At 51.7% G+C, this 13,885-nt stretch carries 16 protein-coding genes; 10 read left to right on the top strand and 6 right to left on the bottom strand.

Annotated features, from left to right (window positions below; genetic code table 11):
- Positions 1–2: 2 nt before the first annotated feature.
- Genes SOR61_RS04145 through SOR61_RS04130 form a run of 4 tightly spaced genes read right to left on the bottom strand, consistent with a single transcriptional unit; the run spans position 3 to position 1,864 of the window.
- Positions 3–692 (bottom strand): DUF2249 domain-containing protein, encoded by a 690-nt coding sequence (locus tag SOR61_RS04145; protein ID WP_320611429.1) that lies wholly within the window; start codon positions 690–692, stop codon positions 3–5.
- On the bottom strand, positions 689–952 hold the full coding sequence (locus SOR61_RS04140) for a hypothetical protein (RefSeq protein WP_320611428.1): 264 nt from the start codon (positions 950–952) through the stop codon (positions 689–691). The genes SOR61_RS04145 and SOR61_RS04140 overlap by 4 nt, the downstream gene beginning before the upstream one ends.
- 4 nt (positions 953–956) lie before the next feature.
- Entirely contained in the window at positions 957–1,112 is a 156-nt protein-coding gene (locus tag SOR61_RS04135; RefSeq protein WP_320611427.1) for a rubredoxin, read from the bottom strand.
- Between the two features lie 32 nt (positions 1,113–1,144).
- Positions 1,145–1,864, bottom strand: a complete 720-nt coding sequence (locus SOR61_RS04130; RefSeq protein WP_320611426.1) for a 4Fe-4S dicluster domain-containing protein — start codon at positions 1,862–1,864, stop codon at positions 1,145–1,147.
- Between the two features lie 84 nt (positions 1,865–1,948).
- Between SOR61_RS04130 and SOR61_RS04125 the strand changes: the two genes are divergently transcribed.
- The 3 genes from SOR61_RS04125 to SOR61_RS04115 all read left to right on the top strand — a co-directional run bounded on the left by SOR61_RS04125 (position 1,949) and on the right by SOR61_RS04115 (position 3,856).
- Positions 1,949–2,611, top strand: a complete 663-nt coding sequence (locus SOR61_RS04125; protein ID WP_320611425.1) for a Crp/Fnr family transcriptional regulator — start codon at positions 1,949–1,951, stop codon at positions 2,609–2,611.
- A 289-nt stretch (positions 2,612–2,900) separates the two neighbouring features.
- Complete coding sequence (locus tag SOR61_RS10230; RefSeq protein ID WP_407066504.1) at positions 2,901–3,323, top strand: DUF3304 domain-containing protein; 423 nt, start codon at positions 2,901–2,903, stop codon at positions 3,321–3,323.
- Positions 3,209–3,856 carry a zinc ribbon domain-containing protein gene (locus SOR61_RS04115; RefSeq protein ID WP_320611444.1) on the top strand — a complete coding sequence of 216 codons (648 nt, stop codon included), beginning with the start codon at positions 3,209–3,211 and terminating at the stop codon, positions 3,854–3,856. Before SOR61_RS10230 ends, SOR61_RS04115 begins: the two co-directional genes overlap by 115 nt.
- A gap of 62 nt (positions 3,857–3,918) precedes the next feature.
- Here SOR61_RS04115 and SOR61_RS04110 read toward each other — a convergent pair whose 3' ends face one another.
- Positions 3,919–4,431: a TetR/AcrR family transcriptional regulator gene (locus tag SOR61_RS04110; RefSeq protein WP_320611423.1), complete on the bottom strand. Its 513-nt coding sequence runs from the start codon at positions 4,429–4,431 to the stop codon at positions 3,919–3,921.
- Positions 4,432–4,618: 187 nt separating this feature from the next.
- Here SOR61_RS04110 and SOR61_RS04105 point away from each other — a divergent pair, with 187 nt between their 5' ends.
- The 7 genes from SOR61_RS04105 to SOR61_RS04075 all read left to right on the top strand — a co-directional run bounded on the left by SOR61_RS04105 (position 4,619) and on the right by SOR61_RS04075 (position 13,577).
- Positions 4,619–4,936 carry a flavodoxin family protein gene (locus SOR61_RS04105; protein ID WP_320611422.1) on the top strand — a complete coding sequence of 106 codons (318 nt, stop codon included), beginning with the start codon at positions 4,619–4,621 and terminating at the stop codon, positions 4,934–4,936.
- A 20-nt stretch (positions 4,937–4,956) separates the two neighbouring features.
- A complete protein-coding gene (locus SOR61_RS04100; RefSeq protein WP_320611421.1) occupies positions 4,957–5,268 on the top strand; it encodes a hypothetical protein in 312 nt (103 codons plus the stop codon).
- Between the two features lie 287 nt (positions 5,269–5,555).
- A complete protein-coding gene (locus SOR61_RS04095; RefSeq protein ID WP_320611420.1) occupies positions 5,556–7,931 on the top strand; it encodes an InlB B-repeat-containing protein in 2,376 nt (791 codons plus the stop codon).
- A gap of 1,492 nt (positions 7,932–9,423) precedes the next feature.
- Positions 9,424–10,251 (top strand): RNA methyltransferase, encoded by an 828-nt coding sequence (locus SOR61_RS04090; RefSeq protein WP_320611419.1) that lies wholly within the window; start codon positions 9,424–9,426, stop codon positions 10,249–10,251.
- A gap of 368 nt (positions 10,252–10,619) precedes the next feature.
- On the top strand, positions 10,620–11,948 hold the full coding sequence (locus SOR61_RS04085) for an MBOAT family O-acyltransferase (RefSeq protein ID WP_320611418.1): 1,329 nt from the start codon (positions 10,620–10,622) through the stop codon (positions 11,946–11,948).
- An 11-nt stretch (positions 11,949–11,959) separates the two neighbouring features.
- Positions 11,960–13,099, top strand: a complete 1,140-nt coding sequence (locus SOR61_RS04080) for an alginate O-acetyltransferase AlgX-related protein (RefSeq protein ID WP_320611417.1) — start codon at positions 11,960–11,962, stop codon at positions 13,097–13,099.
- A 73-nt stretch (positions 13,100–13,172) separates the two neighbouring features.
- On the top strand, positions 13,173–13,577 hold the full coding sequence (locus SOR61_RS04075) for a hypothetical protein (protein ID WP_320611416.1): 405 nt from the start codon (positions 13,173–13,175) through the stop codon (positions 13,575–13,577).
- A gap of 6 nt (positions 13,578–13,583) precedes the next feature.
- Here the strand turns inward: SOR61_RS04075 and SOR61_RS04070 are convergent, their stop codons facing one another.
- Positions 13,584–13,874: a hypothetical protein gene (locus SOR61_RS04070; RefSeq protein WP_320611415.1), complete on the bottom strand. Its 291-nt coding sequence runs from the start codon at positions 13,872–13,874 to the stop codon at positions 13,584–13,586.
- Positions 13,875–13,885 lie beyond the last annotated feature (11 nt).

Genomic DNA, 13,885 nt, shown 5'->3' with positions numbered 1-13,885 from the left:
TTTTAATTTAATACCTTCATATCGGAGTTCTTTTCACCAAATTTTTCCCGGAGAGCTGTGCAGATCTCTTCGCGCGGCTTGCCCTGTTTCTCACCGGTCTTGATGAGTTTGTACGCCTGGAACAGCGGCGATGGGCCGATCTCGGAGCTGAAAAAGCCAATGCCCTGATTCCACGCCAGCAGCTCGAACACATCATCCAGCGCGGCACTCTCCACGCCGTGGATGTACGCTTTTACCAGTTCCCGCGCCGCCTGCCGCATCCGTCCCGCGCCCACGGCGTTGGTCAGCGACAGCAGCAACCGTGTTTCGTAGGGCAACACTCGCTTTTCACTCTGCCATGTGGTTTCCCAGAAGTCCACGGCGATCTGCCCCAGCTTCTCATCAATCATGGGATAGTTCAGCAGCGCCAGCGGCTTAAAGGGCGCATTTTCGCCGCCGTCTTTTTTCTCTGTGCGGCAGAAATAGACATGGAATTCGGCTTCTCTCTGCTGCTCGGTATGATGCTCGTAGCCAAGTCCCTCCATCACGGCGTAGAGAGGATGCGGTTCAAAGGTCTGGATGATGTGCAGACCCTCGCCGATCTCCAACGCCTCAGCTTTCTTTTTCAGTCCCTCGAAGAAGTTTCCCTGCAAATGACGCACATCGATGGTCTGAAACGCCTGGATTTTTTCTTTCCAATTGTCAAAGCTCATGCCTGATCTCCTTTCTTTGCCCTGTAAAAATAGGCGTGATACTCGTTTTCACCCGTCTTTTCCGTAAAATGCTCGTAGCCCATCAGCGCAAGCACCGGATAGAGCGGGATCGGGTCAAAGGTCTGAATGATGTGCAGCCCTTCTCCGTTTTTCTTGCCAGCGGCCTTTGCTTTCAGTTCCGGGAAAAAGTCCAGCTTCCGTCCACGCACATCCATGACCTCAAACTCGTCGGTTTTTTCTTTCCAGCTTTCACAGCGCATCGTCTCACGCCTCCTCGAAGCTGTCCTTGCCAACACCACACAGAGGGCATTCAAAATCCTCCGGGACCTCGCTCCAGGGTGTGCCGGGTGCGATGCCGCCCTCCGGGTAACCCACGCTCTCGTCGTATTCCCAACCGCAAACGCTGCATACATACTTCATAATAATCGTCCTTTCTGTTTCAAAAATTGTTCTTATTCTTCCTTGAGCCTGCCGTCCACCGTGACCGTGACCACCTGCCAGGGAATAAACTTTCCACTTTGCTGTAGCGCCTTTTTCGTTGCCATCTCCAGTCCGCCGCAGCAGGGAACCTCCATGCGCACAACGGTTACGCTCTTGATGTCGTTGTTTCGGATGATCTCCGTCAGTTTCTCGGAATAGTCCACGCTGTCCAGCTTGGGACATCCTACAAGGGTGATATGCCCCCTGATGAACCGCTCGTGGAAAGCGGCGTAGGCATAGGCCGTGCAGTCGGCGGCGATCAGCAGTTTCGCTCCCGAAAAATAGGGCGCATTTACCGGCACCAGCTTGATCTGGACAGGCCATTGAGAGAGTCTGCTCACAGGTTCACCCACAGGCGTGTTCTCAACGGCGCAGGCATTTCCCGCATGGCTGATTTGCCGAGACTGACTGCCCGGACAGCCGCAGGGCAACTTCATGCCCTGTTTCTGCATCTTCTCCTGCTTATTCGCCAGTACCGCCTGTTCGTCATAAGCCACCGCTTCGCGCTCCACAAAGGTGATGGCTCCGGTGGGACAGGCAGGAAGGCAGTCACCAAGTCCATCGCAGTAGTCGTCCCGCATGAGCTTCGCCTTTCCGTCTATCATGCCAATGGCTCCCTCGTGGCAAGCCTCGGCACAAGCGCCGCAGCCGTTGCATTTATCCCGATCAATTTCGATGATCCGTCTTTTCATGATAGCACCTCCTTGATTTCTTGACTCCATTATAGTACAATAAAATCAACAATTCAGTTGAAATTTCAACGAAAGAGGATTTTTATGAAATATTTTTTATCTGTTATCCGCGCATCGCAACTATTTTCCGGCGTTACGGAAACAGAGCTTACCTCAATTCTCGCTTGTCTGGATGCTAAAAAAATAAGTTTCCCGAAGGAAACCTATCTTATGCACATCGGAGATACGGCGGAATCGATTGGTCTTGTGCTTTCGGGAAGCGTTCTGATCATCCAGGAGGATATTTGGGGAAACCGTCAGATCCTGTCCAAAGCAGGACCGGGGCAGACCTTTGCCGCCACGTTTGCCTGTGCGCCGGGTGCTGTGCTGAATATCAGCGTTGTTGCGGAAACGCCGGTTACGGTGATGTTTCTGAATGTAAAGCGCATTCTGACCATGTGTACCGCCGCCTGCTCCTATCACAGTAGGATCATCCGCAACCTCTTAGGAGAGCTTGCAAGACACAATCTGCTCCTCGGCGAAAAGGTTTCCCATATGGGTCAGAGGACAACAAGGGCAAAGCTCATGTCTTATCTCTCTAATCAGGCGCAAAAGCGCGGGGCCTATGAATTTGACATTCCTTTTTCCCGTCAACAGCTCGCCGACTATCTCGCCGTCGAGCGCAGCGGACTATCCGTTGAACTCTGCAAAATGCGTGATGAGGGGCTGTTGGAATTTCACAAAAGCCATTTTGTACTGAAGGTATAAAACACTCGATTAAATTTGCCATGGACAATGCGGCTGATTTCGCCCTCTGCGGATTATTTCCGTGGAGGGCGTTATTTTTTGCCCGTTTGACCCTGACAAACACGGCTTTTTTCTGCGTATAGCGAGAAGTGCTGTTCTCAGAGAGGAACCATAACCATGACGAATGAAGAAAGAACGCAGATCATCGAGCTGCAGCGCAAAGGCTATGGATATAAGCAAATTGCGACCATAACGGGCTTACCGCAGAATACCGTGAAGCCCTTTTGTTCCAGACACCCTGCGGTGGACGATGCTCTTGCGGAGGCGAAGGAACTGTGCCGCAATTGCAAAAAGCCGCTGGAGCAGACCTTACACAAACGGAAAAAGGTGTTCTGCTCGGATGCCTGCCGAATGGCGTGGTGGAATACACATCCCGAAAAGGTGGAGCGAAAAGCCTACTACACGATTGCAGAAATGCTTCACGGTGGATTTTCTCACCAAGAAGAAAAAAGTGAACGAGGGCGAAGTGCCGCAGTATTATGTGGAGCACAGCCATGAGCCGATCATCACACCGGAGGAGTTCGACAAGGTGCGACCGAATGGGAACGGCGCAAACGAATCAGCCGCCAGTACAGTGGAAAAAGCCTTTTCTCCTCTCGTATCATCTGCGGCGACTGTGGCTCCTTCTTCGACTCCAAGGTGTGGAACTCCACCAGTAAATACCGAAGGGTGATATGGCAGCGCAACGAAAAATTCAAAGGCGAACATAAATGTGAAACACCCCACCTTGATGAGGAAACCGTCAAAGCAGAGTTTGTAGACGCCTTCAATGCCATACTTACCGATAAGGATAGCCTCCTTGAGGACTGCCGCTTGATGCAGTCTGCGCTGACGGACTGCTCCGGCATTGACACCGAAATCGGGCAGTTGCTTGAAGAAATTGATGTGGTGACGGAACTTACCAAACGCTGCATTGCGGAAAACTCAAAGACGGCGCAGAATCAGGAGGAATATACTGCCCGGTACAACGGCTTCGTGGAGCGGTATGAAAAGGCGAAGGCACGGGGCGAAGAACTGCGCAGCACAAAGGCGGCGAGGGATGCCCAGGCAGATGCCACCGGCGCATTTATGTTCGAGGTGCAGGAACTCAATCCACTCACGGAATTTGATGAGAAACTTTGGCTGACGGTTATCGATATGGTGACCGTACACGCCGACGGGCGGATAACTTTCAAATTCCAAGGCGGTACAGAGATTAATGTATAAGTAAAAACACTGCCCATAAGGCTTGTTTCAGCCATATGAGGCAGTGCTTTTTGCTTTTATCCTCACAGCGTCCCAACCAGACCGGCGCAAATCAGCGAGGTCGCCGTGGCGATATCCTCTTCGATGGACTGCTTTTTCCCACTCATAACCCAGTACTTGTAGATTTCCAGCAGCGCCGTACTCATTAAGACGCCGAGGAGTGTGGAGGTGAACGGGTCGATTTTGGTTTCCTCCTGTACATTGCGGATCATCTGCCCACGGATATACTGAAAGGTTTCCGAGCAGGTAATCCTTTCATATGCCTCACCCTGTTCGGCGGAAAACAGGAAAAACTCCCGGATCACCTGCTTGGCATCCCGTGGGAGCTGATAGGCCGCAACCCGCTGGGCGTAGGCCCTGGAAAGTTGTCCCTGCATTTCCGCAAGAAGTTCGTTCAAATCCGTATAGTACACATAAAATGCCTTTTTGTTGATCACCGCCAATGCGCACAGCTCGGTGACGGTTATTTTTTCGTATTCCTTTTCACAGAGTAACTGCTCAAAAGAACGGTAAACTGCCTCAATGGTTTTTTGCACACGCAAATCTTCTGTCCCGGTTAGAATCGCTTTTAAGCAACCTTTCCGCAAAGAGCGTTATTTAAGTAACAAAAGTGATCGCTAGGTGGTTTCTCTGAGATCTGCGCTTGATATAATACAATTACAAGAAATAAGAAACTTCAAGTTACATCATACCGCTTGCGGTACGCTTGTCAAGGAGGCAGGGATGAAAGTACTATTGGTAAACGGTTCGCCCCACGAAAAAGGTTGTACTTACACGGCCTTGCGTCATGTGGCAAAGGCGCTGGAGGAGCAAGGGGTAAACGCCCAAATTTACTGGATTGGAAACAAAGCAATCCATGGTTGTATGGACTGCGGAAAATGTTCTGAAATCCACCAATGTGCTATTCAGGATAATGTCAATGAATTTCGGGAACTGGCAAAAGATTTTGATGGGTATGTGTTTGGAACGCCGCTCTATTATGCCGGAATGACCGGAAGCCTGAAAGAGTTTATGGACCGTCTGTTCTGTTCCGACCTGTGAGGCGGAACAATACCTTTACAATGAAACCGGCTGCGTCGGTTATTACGGCCAGACGGGCAGGCGCTACAGCGGCTTTTGACCAGATCAACAAGTATTTCTCCCATTGTCAGATTTCAATCGTTTCCTCCACCTATTGGAGTCTTGCCTATGGCATGAAACCGGAGCAGATCGAACAGGATGCCGAAGGAATCCATACCAAGGCTGTAATGGCAGCGTATGACGGCCGATGCTGCATAACCGGCATGACAATACCGCAAATGCTGACAGCGAGTCAAATCAAGCCATACTCAGTAAGTGACAAAGCGACTGAACTTCCTCTTCTGCAAGAGTGAGTCCTCAGTCGGTTTTACCTCAACAAAATTATTTGCGTCTTATTCATAGAGATTGACAAAATAAGCTTTACGCAGATATAATAAATTAAATAATAGTTAGCAGTGTCAGGCTGTCCTATTTGCACTTTCTATAGCTGCTGACGATCAAAAAAGGGAGACAAGACTATGAAAACAAAAAACTGGTTTGCATCATCCTTACGCTTTGCTTGATGCTTTCCCTTGCTCCGATTCCGGCGCTGGCTACAAATGGAGAACCTGTACGTGATGGTGAAGTCGTGGAGTACCGGGTGAATACCCTGGATGATCTAATTAATGCTGTCAAAGAAATTAATACCAATGGCGGTAATGCGGAGATTATTTTAGGGGCAGACATTATGCTGAACCCTGAGAAATGGAAAAAAGAAGGTGGCCAAGATGACAGCCTGACATTTGAAAAAGGTACAGTGACCATTCTAGGTGAAGGGCACACCTTAGATGTTTACAATCCAGATATCAAAGATCAGCGCGGCATGAGCATCTGCGGGGATGCAGTCGTGAATTTAGGTAAGGATGGATATGAACAAAGCCTGACCATCAAGGGCGGTGGCGGCAAGGAGACTAAAAATGTCCTTATGCAGCCACTGTTCACGGTTCGGGAAAATTCCACGCTAAATATGTATGAGCATGTGAAGGTATGCGACTCTTCAAGTAATGGAACCACTGGTGGCATTGCTATCGGACATGGTACTGAAGACAAATCTCAGTTCAATATGTATGGCGGGGTGATTGATAATTGTCACAATTCGAGTTCCGTCAGCGGTGGTGTGATGGTGCTGAGTTCGAACAGCACATTCACTCTCAGAGGAGGAACCATTTCCAACTGCTCTGGTATAAAAGGTGGTGGGGTTTCCGTTGCTCCGGGTCATATGTTGTTCAGCGGGGGGCAAATCAAAAACTGCAGCGCTTCCAGTTTTGGTGGGGCGATTTTTAATGAAGGCGAGGTAGAGATTACTGGAGGTACCATCACTGGAAATTCTGCAACCTACGGCGGCGGGATAATGAATTATCCCGAAGGAACACTGGCAATCGGGGCAGATGCTGCTATCCACAACAACACTGCTGACAGTGCGGGAGATGATATTTACAACTTTGGGGATGGATCTGGAGCAATCAGCTTCTCTGCCCCACCAGCCGGGCTGACACTTGCCTCTACTTCCAAAGCGATTTCGGGCTGGTATGAGGATGGAGTTGAGGATATTCGTTGGTCGAAGACACATCTTGACCTCATCGAACCAACCCAGAACAGCACAGATTGGTTTGCGCTCAAAGCTGCACACGGCTATTATACTATTAATTTTAACGCCAACAGCGGTAGCGGCGAAATGAATGAGTCGGTTGTTCCTCCCGGTGAGTACACGCTTCCCTACTGTGAATTTGTCGCTCCCAATAACATGCGTTTCAAAGGCTGGTCGCACAAAGCAGACGGCGACGTGATTGCCTCTGAAACCATCTCGGTGGAAGAAGACACCGTCCTGTATGCGATTTGGGAAGCAGTTCCTCCAACCACTTATAAAGTGACTTTGGACGCAAACGGTGGTACAGTAAATCCGACTGTCATGACTACCGGTCCGGATGGCAGGCTCTCCGAACTGCCCAGCCCCACCCGCAACAGATATGCTTTCAATGGTTGGTACAGTGCTATGGACGGTGGTGAAAAAATCACCTCTGAAACTGTGTTTTCTGCAGACACCACCATATATGCGCACTGGACACGCAAAGATGGCAATGGAGATACGCCCATTTACACCTACTATACGCTCAGCTTTGATACCAACGGTGGCACAACCTATCCCGATATGAGATATGTTTCCGGTAGCACAGTTGCGTTGGACAAGACTCCTGTGCGGGAAGGATACACATTTAATGGCTGGTACGCTGACGAGTCGCTTTCGGTGCGTATCCACAATATCAGAATGACATCCGATAAAACAGTATATGCTGGGTGGGTGGCAACGGAATATCCTGCGCTTTTTAACAGCAAGGATCATATCGCCTACATCGTCGGCTATCCAGACGGTATGGTTGGCCCCACAGATAGCATCACCCGTGAGCAGGTAGCGACAATCCTCTACCGTCTGCTGCGGGCAGAGATTCGCGCAGAATATGATAATACCGTTGCTACTACTACTACCCCCTTCCCTGATGTGGAGCCGGAGCGGTGGAGCAATAGAGCAATATACACTATGGTAGCCCTTGACGTTTTCCGCGGCTATGATTCTGGTATTTTTGCGCCGGATGCCCCTATCACGCGGGCTGAATTCGCCGCGGTTTGTGCGCGTTTTGACCAACATGATATTACGATCGGAAATACCTTCCGGGACGTTAGTGGGCATTGGGCGCAGAATGACATTGAGCGCGCTGCAGCTCTTGGCTGGGTGCAGGGCTACCCGGATGGGAATTATTATCCAGAATCCAACATCACCCGCGCACAGGCTGTGACGATGATCAACCGTGTTTTGGGACGTCTGCCGGAAACCGAGGATGACCTCTTGCCCGGAATGAAAACGTGGTTAGACAACCCTAGTTCGGCATGGTACTATTTGGCAATTCAGGAGGCCACCAACGACCATGACTACATCCGTAAAAGCGACGGCATCCATGAGATGTGGGAAGTACTGAAGTAGGTGGCGTCAACTATTTCGAGAGAGATCATAGGAGCGCAGCAGGACCAGGGTGTCCTGCCGCCTTCTCTGGCGAATTGAATCATAAAAACTGGCAGGCAAACACACACTGTGTTTGCCTGCCAGTTTTATGATTTGTGCATCCCAATATGCAGAGGGCGAAAATTCAATCAAAATACTGGTATAAAGAGTCAGATGGCCGTCACTGCTATGCGCTTCCCGATGACAAAAGCGTCCGCGTCATACGTTTAGCGGATACGGTTCTCATCATGCAGAATGAGGACTCACGAACGGGAGATTCAAAATATATCGGGGCCGTATCGCTCTATCTGGGAGCGGTCGCCCAATCTTATCTGACCAGCCGAGAAATACAAACAACGCTGGACCTGTCACGCCCTCTATCCTATATACACCGCATCTGCGCATTAAGTGATCTGAAGGCCATTCGAACAGATAAGGAAGTTAGCTTTCTCCGGCCGATTGACATTCTGAGTGTTTTGGAAGGGATATCCGAGCGGACGGAGCCCCCGGTGAAAGAGAAACCGCCCATCAGTGAGACATGGAAATACAGCAAACGGAAGCGGTACTTCTCCAAATGCACAGCAACGTCAGTGACTTTGACGTTTAAGAAAATCGAGAAGATTTCGAAGGTAAAGCTCCCGTCGTACGCCTTTACAAGCAAATAGTGGTGGTACCCACGTAAGGAATATAACCGAATCGCAGATCCGTGGATCACCGAGGGCTACTACATGAAAAAGCTGAACATGGGGGCGGCAGAATCACCGTCAGCAGAGATGATGAGGGACACACAAAGCTTAAAATCTAAAACGTGATTTTAAATGGTTTGCTGCCGGATGACACAGTATATGAGCTGGAAACCCACATGGAGTACATCATTAAGAAGTATGCCCTTCATTAAAACTGAAAGATTATCGCATCTGACCGAGAAACCCCCACTGCCGAGGAGACAGACAATCCTACCCGACAGCGGGGTTTCAAATTTTTGTCCATTGTTGTCTAATGGCATCGAATCCATTGACAGTCAAAGCATAATATGTGACACTGGCCAAAAATGATTGAGAGGGGCACCTGATATGGATATGCATAATGAGACCTTGTCTTAACAGATCGTCATTATTTCTCCTTTATGCTAAAGTTTTTGCGATGAGTTGTTGAGGGTATGATGTGCAGCGTGGGAGAATGATTGCCGTGAAAGAGGGCGGTTCGAGGTCTGTCTTCTCCTGCTTCATTGTACTATAGTATGCATTGCAAACAGAAAAAACATAGTGAGCTTGTGGGAAATTGAAAGGATGGTCTGGAGTGACCTCTGGAATGGGCCTGGCGCTTCTTGCAACCGGGAGGAGAACTGTGTATAATCGGGAAGAACCGCTTGCTGTTGTCAGCTGCAAAGGGGAGACTCCGACCGGCTGTTTTCTATTGTGGCAGGGGGAGTCTGCGGGGCTAAGACAACCCGTCGAATCAGGAGGCGCATGGAATGAACATTATCGAGGTGCGAGACATAGCGGCGCCAGCGCTGCGCGCATATACTCAGCTTACCCACGCCCAGCTGCGCAATCGTCTGGAGCCGGAGCAGGGGATCTTTATTGCAGAGAGTCCGAAGGTGATTGCCAGTGCGCTGGACGCCGGGTACGCGCCGGTTTCCATGCTGATGGAGCGGAAGCACCTGGAAGGTGCGGGCAGGGAACTGTTGCCCCGGTGCGGAGATATCCCGGTTTATACAGCGGATCGGGAGGTCCTGGCAACGCTGACAGGGTACACCCTGACGCGGGGCGTTCTCTGTGCTATGAGGCGTCCGGTGCTGCCCAGCGTAGAGGACCTTTGCAAAACGGCCCGCCGGATTGCGATGTTGGAAAACATCAGCGACGCCACCAATGTGGGTGCGCTTTTCCGGTCTGCGGCGGCGCTGGGGATGGACGCTGTTTTGGTGACGCCCTCCTGCTGTGATCCTCTGTATCGCCGGGCAGTGCGGGTGAGTATGGGGACGGTGTTTCAGATCCCGTGGACGCAGATCGGCGACATAGCGGACCAGTGGCCGAAGGAGGGAATGGCCCGTCTGCAAGCCCTTGGCTTTAAAACCGTGGCCATGGCACTGTCGGAGCAGGCCATCAGCATAGAGGATCCTGCCCTGGCACAGGAAGAGAAACTGGCCATTGTCCTGGGCACAGAGGGGGACGGCCTGTCCGCAGGGACGCTCGCTGCCTGCGACTATACCGCGATGATCCCCATGTTTCATGGGGTGGATTCCCTGAATGTGGCCGCCGCCGGTGCGGTGATCTTCTGGCAGCTGCGTCCCAAGCGGTAAGCTGTGTGCTGGATCAGGCCAAACGGCAGAGCGGATATAGAAAATAGATACAACGCCTGTGTTTATGGACGCATCTGTCTGTCTATGAAACACGGGTGTTTTTTCTTTGTGGGTATGGGGGAGAGTGCCTTACGGGATGCGTTGGTGTGGGAGAGACTGTTCACTTCCCGGACCTGGGCATAGAGGGTCCTTGCCCAACAAAGGCCGGTATTGTATAATAAGGAAAAAGCAGGGAATACCTGCTCTTGTTTTGTAGGTTAGAGGATTGTTTTATGGTATTTAGTAGTTTTACGTTTCTGTTTGGCTTTTTCCCTCTCCTCTTGGCGGTGTATTACTGTCCGCTGTTCCGAAGGAGGACCTTTCGCAATGTGATTTTGCTGGCGTTCAGCCTGTTTTTTTACAGTTTTGGCGGCTGGCGGCTGATGCCCATTATTTTGGCGTCCATTTCCATGAACTACGTTGCCGGACGTCTCCTGGCGGGGCAAAGGCCGGAGAAGACGCGCAAGGTGATTGTGGGTGTGGCGGTGGCTGCCAACCTGGCGCTGCTGTTTGTGTTCAAGTATCTGGGCTTTGTCACGGAGAATCTTCATTATCTGTTCCCTGTGGTTCCTGTGCAGGAGATCGTCCTTCCCATTGGGATTTCCTTTTATACCTTCCAGGGGATGAGCTATACCATTGATGTGTTCTGGAGAAAGGCCAAGGTGGAGAGGAATCTGTTCCGTCTGGCGCTGTACATTGCCCTGTTTCCCCAGCTGGTCGCAGGTCCGATCGTGCGTTACACCACAGTGGCGGAGGAGCTGCGGTTCCGGCGGGAGAGCTGGGAGGATTTTGAGGCGGGGGCCATGCGGTTTCTGTTCGGTTTGGCCAAGAAGATCCTGCTGGCCAACCAGTTCGCACAGATCGCCGATACAGTGTTTGCGCAAAGTCCGGATCAAATTTCTCTCTCCCTGGCCTGGCTGGGGGTGATCGCCTATACCATGCAAATCTATTTTGATTTTTCCGGCTACTCGGATATGGCCATTGGCATAGGCAGAATGTTCGGCTTTCACTTTCTGGAGAACTTCAACTATCCCTATATCTCCCGGTCGGTCACCGAGTTCTGGCGTAGATGGCACATTTCTCTGAGCAGCTGGTTCCGGGATTACCTGTACATCCCCCTGGGCGGAAACCGGGTCTCCCGGGGCAAGCAGATTCGCAATCTGCTGATCGTCTGGGGCCTGACCGGCTTCTGGCATGGTGCTGCGTGGACCTTTCTCTTATGGGGGCTGTACTATGCGCTGCTCCTGATGGGAGAACGGTATGTTTGGAAGGGACTGTTGGAGCGGCTTCCCCGGGTGATCCAGCACGTCTATGCTCTGGTTTTGATCCTGATCGGCTGGCTGATCTTCCGCGCAGTCGACGTGAACCAGATCATCACCTTCCTGTCCCTGATGTTTGGGGGTGGTACGGCAGGGCTCTGGAACGACCAGACCACGTATTTCCTGCTGGAGTTCCGGTGGGAACTTTTGGTGGGCGTGCTGGCTTCTCTGCCCATTAAGCGGTACCTGGAGGAGAAGGAAGGCAGCATGGAAGAGACCGGCCTGATGCCGGTGCTGTTCCGCTGGGGAAAAGTCGTTTTGGCCCTGGGCTTGGGCGGCTTGTCGGTGCTGTCTCTGGCCAGCACGGGATACAATCCGTTTATCTATTTTCAGTTTTAAGGGAGCATCCAATGAAAAGAGCGTCAAGTAAATGTTTTGTCATTTTATTTCTGCTGGGACTCTTTCTGGTTCCTGTGGTTACCTTGCTCAAGGGGGGCGCGGAGGTCTCTGTCTATGAGCAGAGGACGCTGGCGTCTATCCCGGAAGCCACCAGGCAGAGTGTGTGGGACGGCACCTATTTTAGCCAGTGGGAGACGGCTTACTCCGACCATATTGCCCTGCGTGACACCATGCTGAAAACCTACACCCAGCTGAACCTGGGCCTGGGAAGACCGGTGGTGAATGATCTGGCGGTGACGGAAGACAAACTGCTGGATTTTTATGGCCATTCCGTTTGGGACCTCTCCTATCTGACTGGGGAAGCCCAGGCGATGGGGGAGCGGTATGCGGCCCTGAACCAGGCGGTGCAGTCCTATGGCGGCTACTTCGTGTTTCTGGGTGTTCCGCAGCAGTCCACCTATTTTGCGTCTTCCTATCCGGCGTATATGGACAGCCGGGTGTGGCAGACAACAGCCATTCAGCGGGAGGTTTCTGCGGCGCTGGAGGAGGCAGAGGTGCCCTTTTTGAATATGACTGCCGTCTATGCCCAGGAGGGAAACCCTGCGGATTACTACTTTAAAACCGACCATCACTACGCTTACCCGGGGGCCTACGCTGCCTATACCGCGCTCATGGAGAAGATCATGGCAGATACCCAGTGGGAGCTTCCGGTGATGGGGCCGGAGGACCTTGTATGGACTACGTTGCCCAATCCCTTCCTGGGCAGCGCCAACCGCAGACTGTACGCCCTGAAGGATACGGACGACCGGATCGAGATGGCATCGCCCAAAACGGAGATCCCCTTTACTCGAACCGACAATGGGCAGGAGGTTCCGTCTGTGCTCTATCGACTGCCGGAGACCCAGGAGGAACTGGTGGACTATACCCTTTACATGGGGGGGCGACGTAGGGGAAACCATCATTCAAACCAACCGTCCGTCGTTAAAAAAGGCGCTCATTGTAGGGGACTCCTTTACCAATGCGCTGGAAACTCTGGTTTGGATGAGCTTCGACGAGACCCGCAGCTTGGATTATCGCCACTATACCGGGGAGAGTCTGCTGGATTATGTGAAAGCCTATCAGCCCGACGTTGTGATCAGCGTGCGGGATGAGAGCGTCTATCTCTCTCAGGAGGGGAACGGCGCCCTCTTTTGAAGAAAACCGAGAGGAAGGAGGGCGACCTGTATGCCATCAGCGGGAGGAATGATTCTTCTGATCTTTTTGCTGATCCTTGGGCTTCCTGCGCTGGTGGTCTTGTTGATAATAAAAGGCAGCCAGTCCCTCCGAAAGAGGAAACTGGCTGCCTATACAGGGCGAACCCAGGGAACGGTGCATCGTTTGAAAATAGGGGGTCTGGATCATCCGGATGTGATTGAGGTGCGCTACACCGTGGGCGGGACCCAATATCAGCTTCGAGAGACCGTGAAACTGAAAAGTGAATGGATCAAGGTGGGAGGAATCCCCATCGGGCAGCGAAAGGTCTATCGCATGGGCAACGTAGGTGTAGGAGACTTGGTTGCGGTGCAATACGATGAAGGAAATCCCGCGCATGGCCTTCTCCCGGAGAACGAAGGGGTGATGACCGGGTGATCGGGGTCATTTTTCGTCGTCCAGACCAAACAGCCGCTCGTACTGTACGCACTGATAGTCCTTGATGAGGGAGGTGAAGGGGGAGATCTCCATATGGCTGTACGCATCCCCTTCCTGGTCCATATATCCCACGAAGGTGACCACCGGCAGGGTCTGGCGAAGCTGGTTGAGGAAACGGAAATACCGGTCGCCTTGCAGCCCTGCGTATTGCAGTGCATATTGCGCCAGGAAGTTGAGGCTGGTGTCCTGAGGATGCACGGCGTCATTGAGAGGGTAGTTCGCCCAGATGACATTCATAAAAGCCTCCA

The organism is Evtepia sp. (assembly GCF_034090835.1).
GTDB lineage: Bacteria > Bacillota > Clostridia > Oscillospirales > Oscillospiraceae > Evtepia.
The sequence above is the reverse complement of the archived record's forward strand: the minus strand, read 5'-3'. Positions and strand labels throughout refer to the sequence as shown.

Coding starts and splice junctions, on each gene's coding strand:
- SOR61_RS04125 (WP_320611425.1), top strand. CDS start 1,949: ATGAAATATTTTTTATCTGTTATCCGCGCATCGCAACTATTTTCCGGC.
- SOR61_RS04135 (WP_320611427.1), bottom strand. CDS start 1,112: ATGAAGTATGTATGCAGCGTTTGCGGTTGGGAATACGACGAGAGCGTG.
- SOR61_RS04080 (WP_320611417.1), top strand. CDS start 11,960: ATGAAAAGAGCGTCAAGTAAATGTTTTGTCATTTTATTTCTGCTGGGA.
- SOR61_RS04105 (WP_320611422.1), top strand. CDS start 4,619: ATGAAAGTACTATTGGTAAACGGTTCGCCCCACGAAAAAGGTTGTACT.
- SOR61_RS04130 (WP_320611426.1), bottom strand. CDS start 1,864: ATGAAAAGACGGATCATCGAAATTGATCGGGATAAATGCAACGGCTGC.
- SOR61_RS04075 (WP_320611416.1), top strand. CDS start 13,173: ATGCCATCAGCGGGAGGAATGATTCTTCTGATCTTTTTGCTGATCCTT.
- SOR61_RS04100 (WP_320611421.1), top strand. CDS start 4,957: ATGAAACCGGCTGCGTCGGTTATTACGGCCAGACGGGCAGGCGCTACA.
- SOR61_RS04140 (WP_320611428.1), bottom strand. CDS start 952: ATGCGCTGTGAAAGCTGGAAAGAAAAAACCGACGAGTTTGAGGTCATG.
- SOR61_RS04090 (WP_320611419.1), top strand. CDS start 9,424: ATGAACATTATCGAGGTGCGAGACATAGCGGCGCCAGCGCTGCGCGCA.
- SOR61_RS10230 (WP_407066504.1), top strand. CDS start 2,901: ATGCTCTTGCGGAGGCGAAGGAACTGTGCCGCAATTGCAAAAAGCCGC.
- SOR61_RS04145 (WP_320611429.1), bottom strand. CDS start 692: ATGAGCTTTGACAATTGGAAAGAAAAAATCCAGGCGTTTCAGACCATC.
- SOR61_RS04070 (WP_320611415.1), bottom strand. CDS start 13,874: ATGAATGTCATCTGGGCGAACTACCCTCTCAATGACGCCGTGCATCCT.